A 16,583-nucleotide genomic window follows, 5' to 3' on the forward strand; every position below is an offset into this window, starting at 1 on the left:
ATTTAGACGGGGACAGGGTGATATTTTCTTTATCAAAGCCTATCAAGGCTCGTACAGCGGTAATCGTTGTTGCATTATTATTGGTTGTTTTTGCGAACGGAGCATTTTTTAAACATGTCGGCGCAATATATCCCTTAGCCGGCGGGAACCTCTTTTTTGTTATCTCTTTGGGAATTGTCCTTTTCAGTGTGACGGTGATCCTTTTGAGCTTGTTAAGCGGACGCTATACTCTGAAACCTATACTGATAACCGTATTGCTGGTCACTTCGATGGTCGCCTATTTCATGGATGCGTACGATGTCGTGATCGATTCGCACATGATCCAAAATCTTTTAGAGACCAATATCAAAGAATCGGTCGATTTATTGAGTTTTAAACAGGTGCTCTATTTCGTGTTACTGGGGGTTATCCCCTCGGTGATCGTCTATCGGTTGAAAATCGTATCGATGACATTGACAGAGACCCTTGTGGATAAAGCCAAAGTGATTGGGATTGCATTGGCGGTTGCCGTTGTGATTATTTTTTCATTCAGCAAATATTACACCTCTTTTTTCCGAGAGCATAAACCGCTCCGTTATTATGCCAATCCGGCGTATTATCTTTACTCCGTCGGCCATTATGCCCAAGAGACATTTTCACACCCTTATTCGGGTATCGCTCCGATAGGGGAGGATGCGAAAATCATCTCCGGCAATCAGCCGCGCAAATTGATTGTTTTGGTTGTCGGTGAGGCGGTGCGATGGGATCATTTCGGTTTGAACGGATACTCTCGTGATACGACGCCGTTGCTCCGAAAAGAGGACATTATCAACTATACACAGTTTACGTCGAGCGGGACGGAGACGGCGGTATCGGTGCCGTGCATGTTCTCTTCGTTCGGACGTGAGGGGTACGACAAAGAGAAAGCGAAACATACGGAAAATGTTTTGGACGTTCTCAAACGCGCCGGTGTCAATATCCTTTGGCGTGACAACAACTCCGATTCAAAAGGGGTGGCGGACCGGGTGAGTTATGAAGATTATCAAAGTCCGAAAGTCAATACGATCTGCGATGAAGAGTGTCGTGACGAGGGGATGCTGGTCGGTTTGCAGGAGTATATCAATACCCATCCAAAAGGGGATATTCTGATCGTTTTGCATCAGATGGGGAACCACGGTCCGGCCTACTATAAACGGTATACCAAGCCGTTCGAGAAATACACGCCGGTATGCAAAACCAATCAGCTTGAGCAATGCTCCAAAGAGGAGATCACCAACGCGTATGACAATACGATTCTCTATACCGATACTTTTTTAACGCAGGTTATCGCTCTCCTCAAAGGGAATGATGAACGTTTTGCTACGGGGATGTTTTATTTGAGTGACCATGGCGAATCACTGGGGGAAAACGGTCTCTATCTGCACGGATTTCCCTACGCTATCGCTCCCGAAGCGCAAAAGCATGTTCCGGCCGTGATGTGGTTCGGTAAACAATTTAAAATTGATAAAGCCAAAATGGCCGATTCAGCTAAAGAACCTCAAACCCAAGATTCCCTTTTTCATACTCTTTTGGGGTATTTGGACGTCAATACGACTATTTATCAACCGAGACTCGATTTACTCCATGTCGGTCGCTAAACATACGTGGATGAGTGCGGTAGCCCTCATCGCCGCAATACTCTTTTTCGGTGTGAGCGGAACCGATATCTGGATTCAAAACCATTTTTATAATCCCGTGAGTCATCAATGGATTTTGGACCGCGAAGATCCCGTTTTAAATTTTATTTTTTATGACGGTGTTAAGCGGCTTATTATTATCCTCAATGTGCTTGTTTTGATCGGATTGATTCTCTGGTGGAAAAAACCGTTTTTAAGCAAATATCGCAGAGGTCTGGTGATTGTTCTCCTCTCCTCTATTTTTGTTCCGGTCATTGTGGGGAGTTTGAAAGCGACCACCAATATCCCCTGTCCTAAAAATTTGGCGATTTACGGAGGGCTTTACCCCCATACCTGTGTATGGGAAAAGTATCCAAGCACTTTTTGCAACCAAAAAAAAATAAAATGTTGGCCGGCAGGTCATGCAAGCGGCGGATTTGCACTTTTGTCCCTTTATTATCTGTTTCATAAACGCAGAGCAAAAATAATTGCCGTGAGCGGTGTCATGGTTTTGGGATGGAGCATGGGGACGTATAAGATGCTGATCGGAGACCATTTCCTCAGCCACACAACCATTACGATGATTATGGCATGGCTCATTATTTCCGTTATCGTTGTCATCGTAAGCCGCCTGGAACGAAAGGGGATCATCACCCTGTAAAATGGTATAATCTCATCAAAAAACGGGCTGAGATTGAAACTTTTAGTACTTCTTTTACAGAGTGTCTGGTTGATCGCTTCGACCCTTCATCTGAGTGCCTCCTCCAACCCCGCACGGCTTAATCCCCTGATCGCTACCGATTCGGCGAGTTCGTCCATTTCCGGGTTTTTATTTAACTCTCTTGTCAAATACGATGAGAGCGGTCAGAAAATTATCGGTGATTTGGCGCAATCGTACCGTTTCGTTACCCCCACCGTCATAGAGTTTAAACTTCGTCGCGGCGTGAAGTGGCATGACGGGAAACCTTTCACTGCGGCTGATGTCCTATTTACCTACGATCTCATCAAATCTCCCCAAACCATTACCCCCTATGCTTCTGATTTTCGGGTGATTAAAAGTGTTCACATGATTGATGATTACACCCTCCGCGTAACCTATGAAAAACCCTATTTTAAAGCGCTGGAAGTATGGATGATGGGGATCGTTCCGCGTCATGTGCTCGTTCATGATAAAGATATTATGAGTTCAAAATTCAATACTCACCCCATCGGGACGGGCCCTTATATCCTCAAAGAGTTAGAGTTTTCCAAACAGATTGTTTTGGAAGCGAATCCGAATTATTATGAGCATAAACCGAAGATCGAAAAAATCGTTTTTCATGTTATCAGCGATCCGATGACCCGATTTTTAATGCTGAAATCGGGTCAAATCGATCTGGACGCCCTCGAGCCGATGCAGGTTGAACGGCAGTTGGAGAAAGGATTTCAGCAAAGTTTTGCCACATTGGAACTCCCCTCGCACAGTTATACCTATCTGGGGTTCAATTTACGGCTTAAAAAATTTCAAGATCCCCGTGTTCGTCAGGCTCTGTCATTGGCAATTGACCGCCAAAAATTGATTGACATCTTATTTTTAAAGCACGGCAATGTCTGTACGGGCCCTTTTTTGCCCGGGAGCAAAGGGTTCAATGAAGCGCTAAAAGCACCGAAGCGCAACCTTGTTCAGGCAAAAGCGCTTCTTAAAGCGGCCGGGTATGATAGCGCCCATCCGCTGCAGTTTGAGATTGCTACTTCGAACTCCAATGCGATCCGTCCGTATGCGGCAGAAATAATGCAGAGACAGCTTCTGGAGATTGGGGTTAAAGTAACGCTTCGGGTGATGGAGTGGCAGGCATTTTTGAACACCGTTGTCGCTCCGAGAAAATTTGATACGGTGCTGCTGGGGTGGTCGCTCTCCCTGACCCCCGATCCGTATGCACTTTGGCATTCGGAGAGTGACGTTCCGGGGGGATTTAACCTGGTCGGATATCATTCGGCGGATACGGACAAACTGATCGAACGGATGGAAAGTTCCACCGATCCTGAAGCGATAGCTGCATTGCAGCGTCAAATATTTGAGCGCATCGTCGGGGACAATCCTTATCTTTTTTTAGTGATTCCGAATGAAATAAACGTTTACAGCCGCCGTATTAGTGGGATAAAGCCTACCATTAACGGCATTTGGGAAGATTATATTGATTGGGAAAAAAAATGAATAAAATTATATTGTTTGATTTGGACGGGACGCTGATCGATTCGACGGAAGCGATTTTGGAGAGTTTTCACCACTCTTTGCATCTCCATGGCGGGAAAACCGATGTTAATGATACGATGATTACGTCGCAGATCGGGCACCCATTGGAAGTGATGTTTGCGGAAGTAGGGGTTGAGAACGCTATGATAGATGCCCATGTGGCAGCTTATAAGCTCTATTATCGTGAAATCTCGCGACAAAAAACGATCCTCTTGCCCCAAGCGATTGAAGCGGTTCGGGAAGCCTCAATGTTTGCCCGATTAGGGATTGTGACTACTAAAACGGGGCTTTATTCGCAGGAGTTGATGGAGCACTTTGATTTGATGCACTATTTCGAGGTACTGGTCGGACGGGAGCATGTGGAAAATCCAAAGCCTCATCCTGAACCGATATGGACGGCACTGGAGAAAATGAGCGGAGAAAAAAGTACAGCGTGGATGATCGGGGATACACGGCTCGACATTGAGGCGGCGAAGAACGCAGGGATTGAATGGGTAGCGGTAACGTCCGGATATGATAATCAAGAACAATTGCTAACATTAACAGATATTATAAAACCCAATGTCCTTGAAGCGGTACGCTATATCGCAAAACGGGGATGAAAGTAACATTTTTTCTTTGGATTTCAGTCTCTAAAATGGTGAAAAGCTACATTTAAGAGCAACTTTCATAGAATACACGTATTGATAAAATTCAACTTAAACTTAAGTCAGAGGGAGAATTCATGCTAGAGATTCGATGGCATAGTCGAGCCGGACAAGGTGCCGTAACCGGTGCAAAAGGTCTTGCCGATGTTGTATCAACCACCGGTAAGCATGTTCAGGCATTTGCATTTTACGGTTCAGCCAAGCGCGGAGCTGCTATGACAGCGTATAACCGTGTTGACGATAAAGTGGTTATGAACCACGAAAAATTTATGAGACCTGACTATGTTTTGGTTATTGACCCGGCATTGGTATACGTCGCAGACATTACGGCAAACGAAAAAGATAACACTATTTATATCGTTACGACCCACATGAGCACTGAAGAGTTGATTGCATCTCAGCCAAAACTCGCAGGGAAAAAAGTTTACACGGTAGACTGTATTAAAATCGCACAAGAAACGATCGGAAAAGCGATTCCGAATACCCCGATGTTGGGCGCTTTGATGAAAGTATCGGATATGTATGATATCGAGTTTTTCAAAGAGAGTATGTTTAAAGTTCTTAAAAAACTTCCCCAAAAAATTATCGATGCCAACATGATCGCGATTCAACGCGCGTATGATGAAGTGAAGTAAGGAGCACATGATGGAAAAAAAAGGATGGGATGGGTTCGAAATCGGTGCCATGCTCCGAACGTTTGATGGCGCGGTACAAGATATTGCAACGACACTCCCCGAAAATCGCCCTTATTCACAATCAAGCTCATTTACGGCAAGTGTAGCGGACTGGCGCATCGAGAAGCCTTTGTTCAACAAAGACTACTGCATTGACTGTCAGTTTTGCTGGATATATTGCCCGGATATGTCGATTATTTCACGCGACAAAAAGATGGTCGGAATCGATTTCGACCACTGTAAAGGGTGCGGGATTTGTGTGCAGGTGTGTCCGACCAATCCGAAATCTCTTTTGATGTTCCCGGAACAAAAAGATGAAGAAGCGGCACTTGCAGAGTGGCCTAAAAAAGAGAAAAAAGACCAATCAGAAGAACCAAAGGAAGACTAATGGCTGATACAATCGAACTACGCGATATCGAGGTATGGGACGGTAATATGGCGGCAAGCCACGCGCTTCGTCAAGTACAGGTGGATGTTGTTGCGGCTTATCCGATTACCCCATCTACCCCTATCGTTGAAGGATATGCAGGTTTCAAAGCAAACGGCTATGTGGACGGCGAATTCGTTATGACCGAATCCGAACACGGTGCAATGTCTTGTTGTATCGGTGCGGCAGCTGCCGGCGGACGGGTTGCAACGGCTACCAGTTCACAAGGTTTTGCCTTGATGTTGGAAACCCTTTATTCGGCGTCGGGAATGCGTTTACCGATCGTTCTCAATCTTGTAAACCGTGCTATCGGTGCGCCGCTTAACGTTAACGGTGACCACTCTGATATGTACATGGGACGCGACAGCGGCTGGATTCAGTTCGGTGCATACTCTCCGCAAGAGGCATACGATTTGAATTTCATTGCTTTCAAAGTCTCTGAAGATCACGATGTCCGTTTGCCGGCAATCGTTAACCAAGACGGGTTTATGACGTCACACACAGCGCAAGGGGTTCACACCCTAAGTGATGAAGCGGCATTCAACTTTGTCGGTGAGTATAAACCGATGAATGATATGCTCGATTTGGATCATCCGGTAACTCACGGCGTTCAAACGGAAGAAGATTGGCATTTTGAACATAAAGCACGCCAGCAGCATGCTCTTATGACAGCGGTAATCCCGAAAATCGAAGCGGCATTTGACGAGTTTGAAAAATTGACCGGACGAAAATACAATATCGTTGAATCGTATAGTATGGATGATGCGGAAGTAGCGGTCATTTGTATGGGAACATCGGTTGAAACGGCGCGAGAAGTGGCTGAAGAGATGCGTGCTAACGGCGTTAAAGCGGGTGTTGTCGGTATCCGTGTGTTTAGACCGTGGCCGCTGGAGCAAATCGCAGCGGTATTGAAAAATGTAAAAGCTGTCGGTCTGTTGGATCGCTCAAGCCCGCACGGTGCTATGGGTGCGCTGTATAACGAAGTAGCTGGCTCATTGTTCAATACTGATACCAAAGCAGTGTTGACGAACTATATCTACGGATTGGGCGGACGTGACTTGACCAAAGCACATTTAGTGAGTATCTTTACAGAACTTAAAGCAAATGCGGATGCGGGTAAACCGACAACTCCATTGCAGCAGTATATCGGTCTTCGCGGACCGAAACTCTCTTTTTTCTAAGGAGCCCTTATGTCAGAAATTAAAAAAATTAAAAACCTCAAAGATTTTTCCACTTCGGCGGATCGCTTTGAAGGGGCTAACCTTCTTTGCCCGGGCTGTGCCCACTCGATTATCGTTCGTGAAGTTTTGAACGCTACGAATGACGATTTGATCCTTGCGGCGTCAACCGGATGTTTGGAAGTGTGTACGGCGGTTTATCCGTATACTTCTTGGGATGCATCATGGATTCATATCGGATTTGAAAACGGCTCGTCTGCGGTAGCGGGAGCTGAGGCGATGTACAAAGCGCTTAAAACCAAAGGGCGTTTGAAACAACCGGATCGTACCCCTAAATTCGTTGCGTTCGGCGGTGACGGAGCGACTTACGATATCGGTTTCCAATGGATTTCAGGCTGTTTCGAGCGCGGACATAACATGATGTACGTTTGTTTGGATAACGAAGTCTATGCCAATACCGGCGGACAGCGTTCAAGCTCTACCCCGATCGGTGCATCGGCGACGACGACTCCTGCAGGTCGTATCAGTTACGGTGAAAAACGTAACAAAAAAGATATGATGGCGATTATGGCGGCACACGGTGCTCCGTACGTAGCCCAAGTTGCTCCGAATAAATGGAAAGACATGGTGGCAAAAATCCAAAAAGGTTTTGCGGCGGAAGGCCCCGTTTATATCAATGCGATGTCAGCGTGTACGACCGAGTGGAAATTTGCTCCGGAAGATACCATTTCGATTTCTGATTTGGCAACCGATTCATTGGTTTTCCCATTGTATGAAATCATTGACGGTACGCAATTAAACATTACATACCGTCCGAAAAATATTATTCCGGTACGTGATTACCTAGGTGCACAAGGGCGTTTCAAACACCTTTTCACCAAGCAAAACGAGTATCTTATCGATGAGTGGCAAACACGTATCGATGCAAAATGGGAATATCTCCAACGTCGCGAAGAGGCAAGTGTCTAAGGACACCTGCTTTCCCTTTTTTCCCTCTTTATTCTTTTCAAATAATCTTTTTTTATACTATTGGAACTCTCTTTGCTTCTTATACCAAAATAACTATTTTGGATTGAATCATGTATCGTATGACTTATAATCATTTAAATAATTCTGGATGTTCTGCACGCGGCATTGCAAAGCGTGAGAGCAAAGAAGAACTGCTTAAACTTGCGGAAGAGCTGAAGGGATCGATTTGCAATGTTGATATACGCCCTGTTGAGGGAATTATAGAAAAGCGTCTTCCCATGGAGCTCTTTTTAAACATGAAAGAGTTACGGTGAATCGTTACTTTCTTGTACTGGATGCAGGGACGGGAAGTATCCGTGCCATTATCTTCGATACCATAGGAAATCAAATCGCTATTTCCCAATACGAGTGGGAACATATTGCCGAAGCGGGCGTTGCGGGATCGATGGGATTTGATTTTGTGCGCGGGTGGGAACTTGCCAAGCGGTGTATCCGAGAATCCATCGCCCTATCCGGAATCAATCCTGCCGACATTGTGGCGGTATCGGCATCAAGTATGCGCGAGGGGATTGTCGTTTATGATGGCGAAAAGGGTGAGCTTTGGGGTGTAGCCAATGTCGATGGCCGATCGGGTGAGGAAGTTTCCTATCTTAAAAAAACATTTCCCTCCCTGGAAGCGGAGCGTTACGCGATTAGCGGACAAACGTTTGCTCTCTCTGCCGCTCCGAGGCTTCTGTGGCTGAAAAATAATCGCCCCTCTCTCTACGAAAAGGCATGCTACTTCACGATGATTAGTGATTGGGTTCTTTTTAAACTCAGCGGAGAGTTAGCGTCTGAGCCTTCCAATGCGGGGACGGCAGGAGCTTTTAGTCTTAAAAGTCGTACTTGGGATAAGAGCGAGTTTCAAAAATGCGGACTTAAAGATCTCTTTGTTCCGATACGAGAGAGCGGAGAGGTGTTAGGTCATCTCAGTGCAGAAGCCTCTCGTGAGACGGGATTAAGTCGTGATACCCTCGTGGTGATGGGAGGGGGCGACGTTCAAATCGGTACGGCGGGTCTAGGAGCATCGAAATTCGGCGATGCGGTCGTACTAGGCGGGAGCTTTTGGCAGCAGGTCGTGAATATCCCTAGTGATGCGATACTCTCGAATGAGATGCTATTACGGGTCAATCCTCATGTAGTTAGCGGTATGTCTCAGGCGGAGGGGATCACCTTTTTTACGGGATTGGTGATGCGTTGGTTTCGTAACACACTTGGGTGCGGGAAAAGCTATGCGGAACTTGAAGCAATGGCTAAAGATGTACCTCTAGGCTCATATGGAATTACCCCCATCTTTAGTGATAGGATGAACTACGGTGAGTGGATACATGCCTCCCCCTCATTTATCGGTTTGGGGCTGGACGAGTCTAAATACAACGTCGCATCCATGTTTCGTGCCCTCGAAGAGAACGCATGTATCGTGAGTGCGATTAATTTGGAGAACATCAAAGCGTTTAGCGGCGTATCTCCTGATTCCATTACCTTTGCGAGCGGAGCTTCCAACGGAGCATTATGGTCTCAGATACTCGCCGATGTGACGGGTTTGGCGGTAAATGTCCCCGTGGTTAAAGAGGCAACGGCCTTGGGTGTAGCCATGGCGTGCGGGATCGGTTCGGGTGATTATAAAAGTTTTGAAGAGGCGGGAAGTGCTATCGTTAAGATGGAACGGACCTATGAGCCGAACAGGTCAAATCATACACAGTATAAAGAGATAAAAGAGAAATGGCTCAAAGTCTACTCCAAGCAGATGGAACTAGTCAAAGAAGGTATTTTGGAGCCGATGTGGAAGGCTCCCGGAATTTAGAAACCGTAAGCTTTCTCGTCGAGAAGGTCTAACTCTTCGGTGTATTTATCATCCACAAACGGTTCATAGTGTGATTTGTAGTAGGCATAGTGTTCCGTGTGCTTATGTCCCTCTAATGACGCATCATCTGCCCACGACTCAACGGCGAAGAATTTACGTGGATTATCACGAGACTGAAAGATATAGTAATAGAGGCATCCCGGCTCTTTGAGTGAGGGAGCCACCATATCCTCTAAGAGTTTTTTGACCGTTGCGATATGTTCCTCTTTGGCGATAAAGGTCACTTTTTTTGTAATTTTCATCTATGTATTCCTTATTTTTTGAGTTTAGCTTGTTCGAGTTCCCAGTATTCCATTTCGAACATCTGAGCCAATGTGAGTGATCCCCATCCGCCGAGCTGTTCAGCAGAGAGGATAGCGGTAATTGTGTGCTTGACGATGTCGCCGATGATCCGGGACTCTTTTTCATCTTTTCCGAGTACTACGATTCCGACCCCTTTAATCACCGCGTAGCGAGGGGCAAGATCGAGGCAGATATGCTCAAGCGAAGCGTTGGCGTCAAAATAGCTTTTATAATCCTTTGCAAACTCGGCAATTCCTGATGCGATATCATTGTCGATAATTGCAGGAAACGGTTTGATTCGAATAACGTGCTCGGGAGTCAATCCCCCTCTTTTGACGAGCGATTCGAGATTGGGGAGGATACTGAAAAGTTGGGCACGCGGTGAATCGATGAGAAGCGGAAATACCTCACCACCGCGAACTTTGGATACCTCTGCACCGACGGCGGGGGCCACAGAGGGGTCACCTTTTCCTTCACAATCACCGCACGCCAATGTGACGTGTTCAGCCAGATACGCTTCGGCGACGGTGACGAGTTCAATCATCTTCTCATAGGCGCGCTGTGCATCGTTATCAAACGTAAAGACGCCGTGGTGCATCAGAATCATCCCCGTGAGGCTGTTCCAATCGATATTACGGGTCATCTCATAGATATGTTTTGCCAGCTCAAATCCGGGCATTACATAATCGATGATGAGCATGTTTTCCCCGTAGAGCTTTTGAACCAACGCTTTGCCATTCGGGGTATTGGTGAGGGTGACGACCGCATCGGCATGGGTGTGATCGACATAATCATAGGGGATTATGGCATGGAGGATCGCCTCAATGGAGGGATTCGGGAAACTTTGATCCGACATGGCGGCACGCTGCTCGGCTACCATTTGGGTATCGCTGAGAGTCTCCCGTGTTGCCATTTCCAGAAGGACATCGAGGTTTACGGGAGAAAACCCCGGTTTTTCGATCGTATCAAGATTCCAGCCGCTCCCCTTGACGTAGAGGGTGTTATCGATTTTTACCGAAGTGTTCCCGCCGCCGTGGAGAACGAGCTCCTTGCTTTGACCTAAAAGCTGAGAGGTGTATACCCTCATCCCCAGAGGGTCGTTTCGGTATTGTGCAGCAACTGCGTCGTCAAAGAGACTTGTCATAATGTTAGATCCTTCTATTAGTGATCAAATTATAGCGATGCAAGGATGAAATATGCTAATATTGCTCCTATTAAATATAAAAATTGAAGGATTTTCATGCCGTTACTCGATAGTTTTTGCGTAGACCACACCATTATGCCCGCTCCCGCCGTTCGCAAAGCAAAGGGGATGAAAACCCCTAAGGGAGACGATATCACCGTTTTTGATTTACGTTTTGTAAAACCGAATGAAAAGACACTCTCTCCTGAGGGTATCCATACCTTGGAACATCTGTTTGCCGGATTTATGCGCGATCATCTCAACTCAGGAAGCACGGAGATCATCGATATCTCTCCTATGGGATGCCGTACCGGATTTTATATGTCTGTGATCGGGACGCCGAGCGAAGAGATCGTTGCCGAGGCTTGGGAAGCATCTATGAAAGATATCCTCGAAGTAAAAAGCCAAAACGATATCCCTGAACTCAACATCTATCAATGCGGAACGTACAAAATGCACTCCCTCGAAGATGCGAAAGCGATTGCGACCGAAGTGCTCCGCAAAGATATCGACATCATGGATAACGAAGCATTAGCGCTTGACCTTGCAAAGGTAGAGCAATAATGAAGCTTTTGTTGCCGATGGACGGGGATGATGCCCAGGAGTCTGAACTCACGGGTATTCTAACCGCAACACATTGGGCAACCGTCGAAGTCGAAGAGGGGCGTGTCGTCGAGATTAATTTCTATACGGATCGTTCCGAAATCGAGGGTTGGTTGGATGCGGTTATCGTTACCAACAACTATGAACCCGTCATGGAGTTCATCGATAATCAGATGATGGTGTTGGTGGCACATACGCAGCGTAGTGTCGACGATATCGTCGAAGCCTATTTATTCAGAGAACTGCACGACTTGGCACTATGAGTTCTTTCTGCGATCTTTTGCACCCTTCGCCTCAGATGAAAATTCTGGTGGCAACCTCTCATTCTGATACCCTTGTCAAAGACATTTGCACCTATTTGGAACCGTTTAATGCGACGGTCGATCTTTCCCTCTATCCTGGAGCGCATTCGGAGTCCTCATCCTCTCTCATCACTAAAGTCGATACGATCAAAGATTTTAACTCCCCGATTCGTTCCGCTACCCGTGATTATGAGACGATCATCCTTCAAGATGTTTTGCATCTCCATTCCCTACCTCTGAAACTGTTACAGCTCATCTACCGATCACTCGAAAACTCCGCTGAGGTTATCATTGTCCAAAAATGCGGGGTGATGGAGACATCGGATATCGAGACTTTATTGGAGAAAGCGGAGTTTCGTGCGGCGAATACGATTCATGAGTTGATAGAGGGATACGATGTGATAGTAGCGAAGAAGATGCATATGTGGGGAAATGGGCTATGATAGAATGGGTACAAAGCGAGGACGGAAGTTATACGGCGTACAGCAGTGAATACGACGAACACTATCATTCGACCAAAGACGGCGCCCTCAATGAATCGCTCAAAAAACACATCGAACCCGCTTTTAAACTCCACAGCAAGAAAGATCACCTTCGCCTCATCGATATCTGTTTCGGGTTGGGATTTAATACCCTCCTCAGCCTCTATTACCGTGATACCTATTACCCCGATACGACGCTCGAAATCTACTCACCCGAACTTGACGGCGATCTGGTCGCATCACTTGTCGATTTCCCCTATCCCGAAATCTTTGAGCCGTATCGAAATGTCATCACCGACATTGCAACGCTCGGCGGTTATGAGGATGAACGAACCCAAATTACCGTTGAGATTACTGATGCGCGCAAAGCGATTAGAATGTTGGAGGGGGAATGGGATATCTGTTATCAAGACGCGTTCAGCCCCTCGGTCAATCCGCTACTTTGGACGAGAGAATACTTCGCCGATATCGCGCGGTTGATGGGTGAAGAGGGCATTGTGACGACCTATTCGACGGCGCTCGCCACGCGGTTGGCTCTGTATGAAAACGGATTAAATGTCTACCTGAACACGGGTGAGGGGTACCGCAATGCGACGATTGCTTCACGTAGAGATTTAGAGGATTATAAGAAAGTCGATATGGAGCATAAGATGGGGTGCAATCCCAATGCCCAAAGTCTTAGAGACGAAAATTCGGCTCTTTAAGACGATAATGTTCGATGAGGTGGCGGAGACGATTTTCATTGAAGCGCCAGAAATGTTTCGGGTCAAAATCGTGATGTGCACTCATCAATTGAAACAGAGATTCTTCGTCTAGGTGGGCATGTGTATTGTTGCATTCGACCATAATCCGCTCCAATAGGGCGACCGATTCGGGGGTCGTGTCATCATCGGCTAGAGGCTTTTGGGGGAGAAATAGATAGACCTTGTACAGTGAGATGGCCAATCCGCCGATAAAGGCAACCATCATAATGAGTTCAATCGTTTTCAATATTTTCCTTTTTTGCCTCGTATTAGGCAAGCTTCAGTGCCATAGCGGCTAGCGTAGTCAAAGGGATTGTGTATTCCTTTGGCGTTCTTAATACAATGCGCTGATATGGTCGATATCATTCCAACTGAGCTCTTTTTTGGTCGATGAGGTAAGAATATGGCGCATATAGCGGGCGAATACGTCAGTTTCGATATTGACCCGAGTCCCCTTTTTGTAGGTACCGAAGAGCGTTTCTCGCATTGTGATCGGGATGATGGTAAGGCGAAACGCATCGCCCATAACTTCGTTGACGGTGAGACTGATCCCATCAATCGTGATGGAACCTTTGGGTGGGATGAGGGGGATGAACGCGCGCTCCACATCGACGATCACATCATAGCTGTTGCCGTTGTCGGTGATGGAACGGATGGTGCCGATGGTGTCGATATGCCCCTGGACGATGTGCCCCTCGAACCGATCCCCCATCATCATGGCAGGTTCGATGTGCACTTGGCCGCTTAGTTTTTCGGTCGCGATATGGTTGAGTGTTTCGGGAGAGAGTTCGACACTGAAGCCGTCACTTTCAACACTGACAACGGAGAGGCAGGTGCCGTTGATAGCGACGGAGTCACCGAGTTTCGGTTTGTGTTGTGCTTTAAGTACAAGACGGTTTCCCCCAAAGCTTTTGACATGTGCCATTTCTCGAATCAATCCCGTAAACATAGAGCCCCTTTGTTAAAATACAATTTTACCCTCTTCTTGCAGCGATCTGATAATACTTTTCGCTTTTTCGTGACCGTTATGCGCTGCTTTGCGGCACCACTCCAGCGCCGTATCATTATTCATCTCGCATCCGAGCCCCTGATCGTACATCAATCCCAGATTGTATTGCCCCTCGGAGAGGTTCATGTTGGCGGCACGGGAAAAACAGATAAAGGCTCTAGCGTAGTCTTGCGGTACGCCGTGCCCCTCTTTGTAGAGGACGCCGAGGTTGTTAAAGGCATTGGGATTTCCCCGTTTTGCCGCCTCTTCGTACCAAAACGCCGCTTCGGAGAAATTCTGGAGACATCCCACTCCCCGCTCAAGAGATAATGCCACTTCAAATTGCGCTTGGGGAAATTCCAATACAGCGGCACGGAGTAACAACTCGTAAGATTTAAATTGATCGCTCGGCACGACAACGCCGTCGGCATACATCAGGGCAAGATTATAAATCGCGGCAGGTTCGTTTAGCTCGGCAGCTTGGGAATACAGATGGAATGAGCGTTCTACTGAACTCTCAACCCCAAGCCCTTTTTGGTACATATAGCCCAAGGAAGAGAGGGCTGTCGGGTTGTTTTGCAAAGAGAGGGTTTCAAAGAGTTTGAATGCCTCTTCATAGTGTTTGGCATTAAAAGCGTCAAATGCATCTTGCAACATATACGGTAACCTCGGTTTTTTTCGGCTGATTATAGCAAGGCGCTCTTAACGGCGTACTTTTCTGGTCTCTCGCTGTTTTTCTTTAAGTTTGGTTACAACGTCTTTAAGACGCTCTTTCTCTTCAAGGAGCTGATCTCGGATCAAAAACTCATCCCCCCCGTCGATCTCGGGATCGTATTCGAGAGGTTCGGGCGTGTAGTTTTTGAGAAGCTCTTCTAATGTTTTGGTGTTTGCGGCATCCATCTATGTCACCTGTCATCAAAATATTTTCTTAATTATAAAAGATTTTGCCTTGGAGTTTTTATAGCTTTCAACAAGGGAAGCTATAATTGCATTAATAATTTACGTAAAAAGAAGTAATAATGAACTATGACGTTATCGTTGTCGGCGGAGGACACGCCGGGATCGAAGCCGCACTTGCTTCCGCTCGAATGGGTCAGAATACGCTGCTCGTCTCTATATTAGCCGAACAAGTAGGTGCGACAAGCTGTAATCCTGCCGTCGGCGGACTGGCAAAAGGGCATTTGGTGCGTGAGCTCGATGCTCTCGGCGGTGAGATGGGGTTGCTGACCGACGAAGCGGGTATCCAGTTTCGTATCCTCAATATCACCAAAGGCCCCGCCGTGCGCGGAAGCCGTGCGCAGATTGACATGGATCGCTACCGTGTGATCGCCCGCAATAAAATCCTGACGACTCCCAATATGTCGTTGATTCAAGAGACGGTCAATTCCCTTATTATCGAAGACAATACCGTTGTCGGTGTCCGTACCCATCTGTTAAACGAATATCATGCCAAGCGGGTTATTCTTACAACGGGGACCTTTCTCAACGGCGTCGTTCATATCGGTGAGATTACCCAGGAATCGGGTCGTTTCGGTGAGTTCCCCGCCAAAGGGCTTACCGATTCGCTTCGTGAGGCGGGGTTGAATGTCGGACGGCTTAAAACGGGAACGTGTCCACGTGTGGATAGCTCTTCGATCGATTTTTCGGTGATGGAGATCCAAGACGGAGATGAACTCCCCGCACCGTTTAGCTTCCGTACCGATCGAGTCGAATTTGCCCGGACGAAAAAGCAGCTTCCCTGCTTCATCGCCTATACGAATGAAGAGACCCATAGCCTGATCGAGGGAAATTTTCATCGAGCTCCCCTTTTTACAGGACAGATTGAGGGGATAGGGCCGCGCTATTGCCCGAGTATCGAAGATAAGATCAACCGTTTTCGAGACAAAGAGCGTCATCACCTCTTTGTTGAGCCGCAGAGCGCGGAGAATACCGAGTGTTATATCAACGGGATGTCTACGTCGCTTCCGCCGGATGTTCAACGCGCTATGATCCACTCGGTGCACGGGATGGAGAATGCAAAAATCGTCCGTTACGGCTACGCTATCGAGTACGATTACGTCGATCCGACCGAACTGAAACATACGCTTGAGACCAAAAAGGTCAAAAATCTCTATTGTGCGGGACAGCTCAACGGGACGACGGGGTACGAAGAGGCTGCCGCTCAGGGGATGATGGCGGGGATTAATGCCGCACTCTCACTGCAAGGGAAAGAGCCCCTCATCTTGCGCCGTGATGAAGCCTATATCGGCGTTTTGATCGACGATTTGGTGACCAAAGGGACGAAAGAGCCGTACCGTATGTTTACTTCCCGTGCCGAATACCGCTTGCTGCTTCG

21 protein-coding genes are annotated in these 16,583 nt (G+C 47.1%); 15 read left to right on the top strand and 6 right to left on the bottom strand.

Annotated elements, in window-relative coordinates:
* The first annotated feature begins 17 nt into the window (after positions 1–17).
* The 10 genes from Q0C19_RS00825 (at position 18) to lsrK (ending at position 9,605) form a co-directional block, all read left to right on the top strand.
* Complete coding sequence (locus Q0C19_RS00825; protein ID WP_295051791.1) at positions 18–1,616, top strand: phosphoethanolamine--lipid A transferase; 1,599 nt, start codon at positions 18–20, stop codon at positions 1,614–1,616.
* Positions 1,603–2,295, top strand: a complete 693-nt coding sequence (locus tag Q0C19_RS00830) for a phosphatase PAP2 family protein (protein WP_295051793.1) — start codon at positions 1,603–1,605, stop codon at positions 2,293–2,295. The genes Q0C19_RS00825 and Q0C19_RS00830 overlap by 14 nt, the downstream gene beginning before the upstream one ends.
* Positions 2,296–2,328: 33 nt before the next feature.
* A complete protein-coding gene (locus tag Q0C19_RS00835; protein WP_295051795.1) occupies positions 2,329–3,828 on the top strand; it encodes a peptide-binding protein in 1,500 nt (499 codons plus the stop codon).
* Positions 3,825–4,469: an HAD family hydrolase gene (locus Q0C19_RS00840; RefSeq protein ID WP_295051798.1), complete on the top strand. Its 645-nt coding sequence runs from the start codon at positions 3,825–3,827 to the stop codon at positions 4,467–4,469. Before Q0C19_RS00835 ends, Q0C19_RS00840 begins: the two co-directional genes overlap by 4 nt.
* A gap of 122 nt (positions 4,470–4,591) precedes the next feature.
* Complete coding sequence (locus Q0C19_RS00845; RefSeq protein ID WP_295051800.1) at positions 4,592–5,149, top strand: pyruvate flavodoxin oxidoreductase subunit gamma; 558 nt, start codon at positions 4,592–4,594, stop codon at positions 5,147–5,149.
* Positions 5,150–5,159: 10 nt separating this feature from the next.
* Positions 5,160–5,576: a 4Fe-4S dicluster-binding protein gene (locus Q0C19_RS00850; RefSeq protein ID WP_295051837.1), complete on the top strand. Its 417-nt coding sequence runs from the start codon at positions 5,160–5,162 to the stop codon at positions 5,574–5,576.
* A complete protein-coding gene (locus tag Q0C19_RS00855) occupies positions 5,576–6,796 on the top strand; it encodes a 2-oxoacid:ferredoxin oxidoreductase subunit alpha (protein WP_295051802.1) in 1,221 nt (406 codons plus the stop codon). The genes Q0C19_RS00850 and Q0C19_RS00855 overlap by 1 nt, the downstream gene beginning before the upstream one ends.
* A gap of 9 nt (positions 6,797–6,805) precedes the next feature.
* Positions 6,806–7,762: a thiamine pyrophosphate-dependent enzyme gene (locus Q0C19_RS00860; protein WP_295051804.1), complete on the top strand. Its 957-nt coding sequence runs from the start codon at positions 6,806–6,808 to the stop codon at positions 7,760–7,762.
* A 119-nt stretch (positions 7,763–7,881) separates the two neighbouring features.
* Positions 7,882–8,076 carry a hypothetical protein gene (locus Q0C19_RS00865; protein WP_295051807.1) on the top strand — a complete coding sequence of 65 codons (195 nt, stop codon included), beginning with the start codon at positions 7,882–7,884 and terminating at the stop codon, positions 8,074–8,076.
* Entirely contained in the window at positions 8,073–9,605 is a 1,533-nt protein-coding gene (lsrK, locus tag Q0C19_RS00870) for an autoinducer-2 kinase (protein ID WP_295051810.1), read from the top strand. The genes Q0C19_RS00865 and lsrK overlap by 4 nt, the downstream gene beginning before the upstream one ends.
* On the opposite strand, the gene Q0C19_RS00875 is transcribed toward lsrK, so the two are convergent.
* Both Q0C19_RS00875 and Q0C19_RS00880 read right to left on the bottom strand, forming a co-directional pair.
* The gene (locus tag Q0C19_RS00875; RefSeq protein WP_294894739.1) at positions 9,602–9,907 is read right to left on the bottom strand and encodes a putative quinol monooxygenase; all 306 of its coding nucleotides are present in this window, start codon (positions 9,905–9,907) and stop codon (positions 9,602–9,604) included. The genes lsrK and Q0C19_RS00875 overlap by 4 nt on opposite strands.
* An 11-nt stretch (positions 9,908–9,918) precedes the next feature.
* A complete protein-coding gene (locus Q0C19_RS00880; RefSeq protein ID WP_295051812.1) occupies positions 9,919–11,091 on the bottom strand; it encodes a class II aldolase/adducin family protein in 1,173 nt (390 codons plus the stop codon).
* Between the two features lie 96 nt (positions 11,092–11,187).
* Between Q0C19_RS00880 and luxS the strand changes: the two genes are divergently transcribed.
* From luxS to Q0C19_RS00900, 4 genes are read left to right on the top strand one after another with little or no spacing between them, the layout of a single operon-like run.
* Positions 11,188–11,694: an S-ribosylhomocysteine lyase gene (gene luxS, locus Q0C19_RS00885; RefSeq protein ID WP_295051814.1), complete on the top strand. Its 507-nt coding sequence runs from the start codon at positions 11,188–11,190 to the stop codon at positions 11,692–11,694.
* Positions 11,694–11,996: a hypothetical protein gene (locus tag Q0C19_RS00890; protein ID WP_295051816.1), complete on the top strand. Its 303-nt coding sequence runs from the start codon at positions 11,694–11,696 to the stop codon at positions 11,994–11,996. The genes luxS and Q0C19_RS00890 overlap by 1 nt, the downstream gene beginning before the upstream one ends.
* On the top strand, positions 11,993–12,478 hold the full coding sequence (locus Q0C19_RS00895; RefSeq protein WP_295051817.1) for a hypothetical protein: 486 nt from the start codon (positions 11,993–11,995) through the stop codon (positions 12,476–12,478). Before Q0C19_RS00890 ends, Q0C19_RS00895 begins: the two co-directional genes overlap by 4 nt.
* The gene (locus tag Q0C19_RS00900) at positions 12,475–13,221 is read left to right on the top strand and encodes an MnmC family methyltransferase (protein ID WP_295051819.1); all 747 of its coding nucleotides are present in this window, start codon (positions 12,475–12,477) and stop codon (positions 13,219–13,221) included. The genes Q0C19_RS00895 and Q0C19_RS00900 overlap by 4 nt, the downstream gene beginning before the upstream one ends.
* On the opposite strand, the gene Q0C19_RS00905 is transcribed toward Q0C19_RS00900, so the two are convergent.
* From Q0C19_RS00905 to Q0C19_RS00920, 4 genes are all read right to left on the bottom strand, one after another.
* The gene (locus Q0C19_RS00905) at positions 13,196–13,507 is read right to left on the bottom strand and encodes a hypothetical protein (protein WP_295051823.1); all 312 of its coding nucleotides are present in this window, start codon (positions 13,505–13,507) and stop codon (positions 13,196–13,198) included. The two genes, Q0C19_RS00900 and Q0C19_RS00905, sit on opposite strands and share 26 nt — an antisense overlap.
* Positions 13,508–13,594: 87 nt before the next feature.
* Positions 13,595–14,209, bottom strand: a complete 615-nt coding sequence (locus tag Q0C19_RS00910) for a riboflavin synthase (RefSeq protein ID WP_295051826.1) — start codon at positions 14,207–14,209, stop codon at positions 13,595–13,597.
* 12 nt (positions 14,210–14,221) lie between these two features.
* Complete coding sequence (locus Q0C19_RS00915; protein WP_295051829.1) at positions 14,222–14,905, bottom strand: tetratricopeptide repeat protein; 684 nt, start codon at positions 14,903–14,905, stop codon at positions 14,222–14,224.
* Positions 14,906–14,950: 45 nt separating this feature from the next.
* On the bottom strand, positions 14,951–15,148 hold the full coding sequence (locus Q0C19_RS00920) for a hypothetical protein (protein ID WP_295051832.1): 198 nt from the start codon (positions 15,146–15,148) through the stop codon (positions 14,951–14,953).
* 119 nt (positions 15,149–15,267) lie between these two features.
* Between Q0C19_RS00920 and mnmG the strand changes: the two genes are divergently transcribed.
* Positions 15,268–16,583: tRNA uridine-5-carboxymethylaminomethyl(34) synthesis enzyme MnmG (mnmG, locus tag Q0C19_RS00925; RefSeq protein WP_295051834.1), on the top strand; the 1,316-nt coding region annotated here is incomplete at its 3' end.

The organism is Sulfuricurvum sp. (genome assembly GCF_023250475.1).
Classification (GTDB): Bacteria; Campylobacterota; Campylobacteria; order Campylobacterales; family Sulfurimonadaceae; genus Sulfuricurvum.

Bases quoted from the DNA above. Each gene is read 5' to 3' on its own strand.
- Q0C19_RS00830 (WP_295051793.1), top strand. From the start codon at position 1,603: ATGTCGGTCGCTAAACATACGTGGATGAGTGCGGTAGCCCTCATCGCC.
- Q0C19_RS00840 (WP_295051798.1), top strand. From the start codon at position 3,825: ATGAATAAAATTATATTGTTTGATTTGGACGGGACGCTGATCGATTCG.
- Q0C19_RS00845 (WP_295051800.1), top strand. From the start codon at position 4,592: ATGCTAGAGATTCGATGGCATAGTCGAGCCGGACAAGGTGCCGTAACC.
- Q0C19_RS00850 (WP_295051837.1), top strand. From the start codon at position 5,160: ATGGAAAAAAAAGGATGGGATGGGTTCGAAATCGGTGCCATGCTCCGA.
- Q0C19_RS00855 (WP_295051802.1), top strand. From the start codon at position 5,576: ATGGCTGATACAATCGAACTACGCGATATCGAGGTATGGGACGGTAAT.
- Q0C19_RS00860 (WP_295051804.1), top strand. From the start codon at position 6,806: ATGTCAGAAATTAAAAAAATTAAAAACCTCAAAGATTTTTCCACTTCG.
- Q0C19_RS00865 (WP_295051807.1), top strand. From the start codon at position 7,882: ATGACTTATAATCATTTAAATAATTCTGGATGTTCTGCACGCGGCATT.
- Q0C19_RS00875 (WP_294894739.1), bottom strand. From the start codon at position 9,907: ATGAAAATTACAAAAAAAGTGACCTTTATCGCCAAAGAGGAACATATC.
- Q0C19_RS00880 (WP_295051812.1), bottom strand. From the start codon at position 11,091: ATGACAAGTCTCTTTGACGACGCAGTTGCTGCACAATACCGAAACGAC.
- luxS (WP_295051814.1), top strand. From the start codon at position 11,188: ATGCCGTTACTCGATAGTTTTTGCGTAGACCACACCATTATGCCCGCT.
- Q0C19_RS00890 (WP_295051816.1), top strand. From the start codon at position 11,694: ATGAAGCTTTTGTTGCCGATGGACGGGGATGATGCCCAGGAGTCTGAA.
- Q0C19_RS00895 (WP_295051817.1), top strand. From the start codon at position 11,993: ATGAGTTCTTTCTGCGATCTTTTGCACCCTTCGCCTCAGATGAAAATT.
- Q0C19_RS00900 (WP_295051819.1), top strand. From the start codon at position 12,475: ATGATAGAATGGGTACAAAGCGAGGACGGAAGTTATACGGCGTACAGC.
- Q0C19_RS00910 (WP_295051826.1), bottom strand. From the start codon at position 14,209: ATGTTTACGGGATTGATTCGAGAAATGGCACATGTCAAAAGCTTTGGG.
- Q0C19_RS00915 (WP_295051829.1), bottom strand. From the start codon at position 14,905: ATGTTGCAAGATGCATTTGACGCTTTTAATGCCAAACACTATGAAGAG.
- Q0C19_RS00920 (WP_295051832.1), bottom strand. From the start codon at position 15,148: ATGGATGCCGCAAACACCAAAACATTAGAAGAGCTTCTCAAAAACTAC.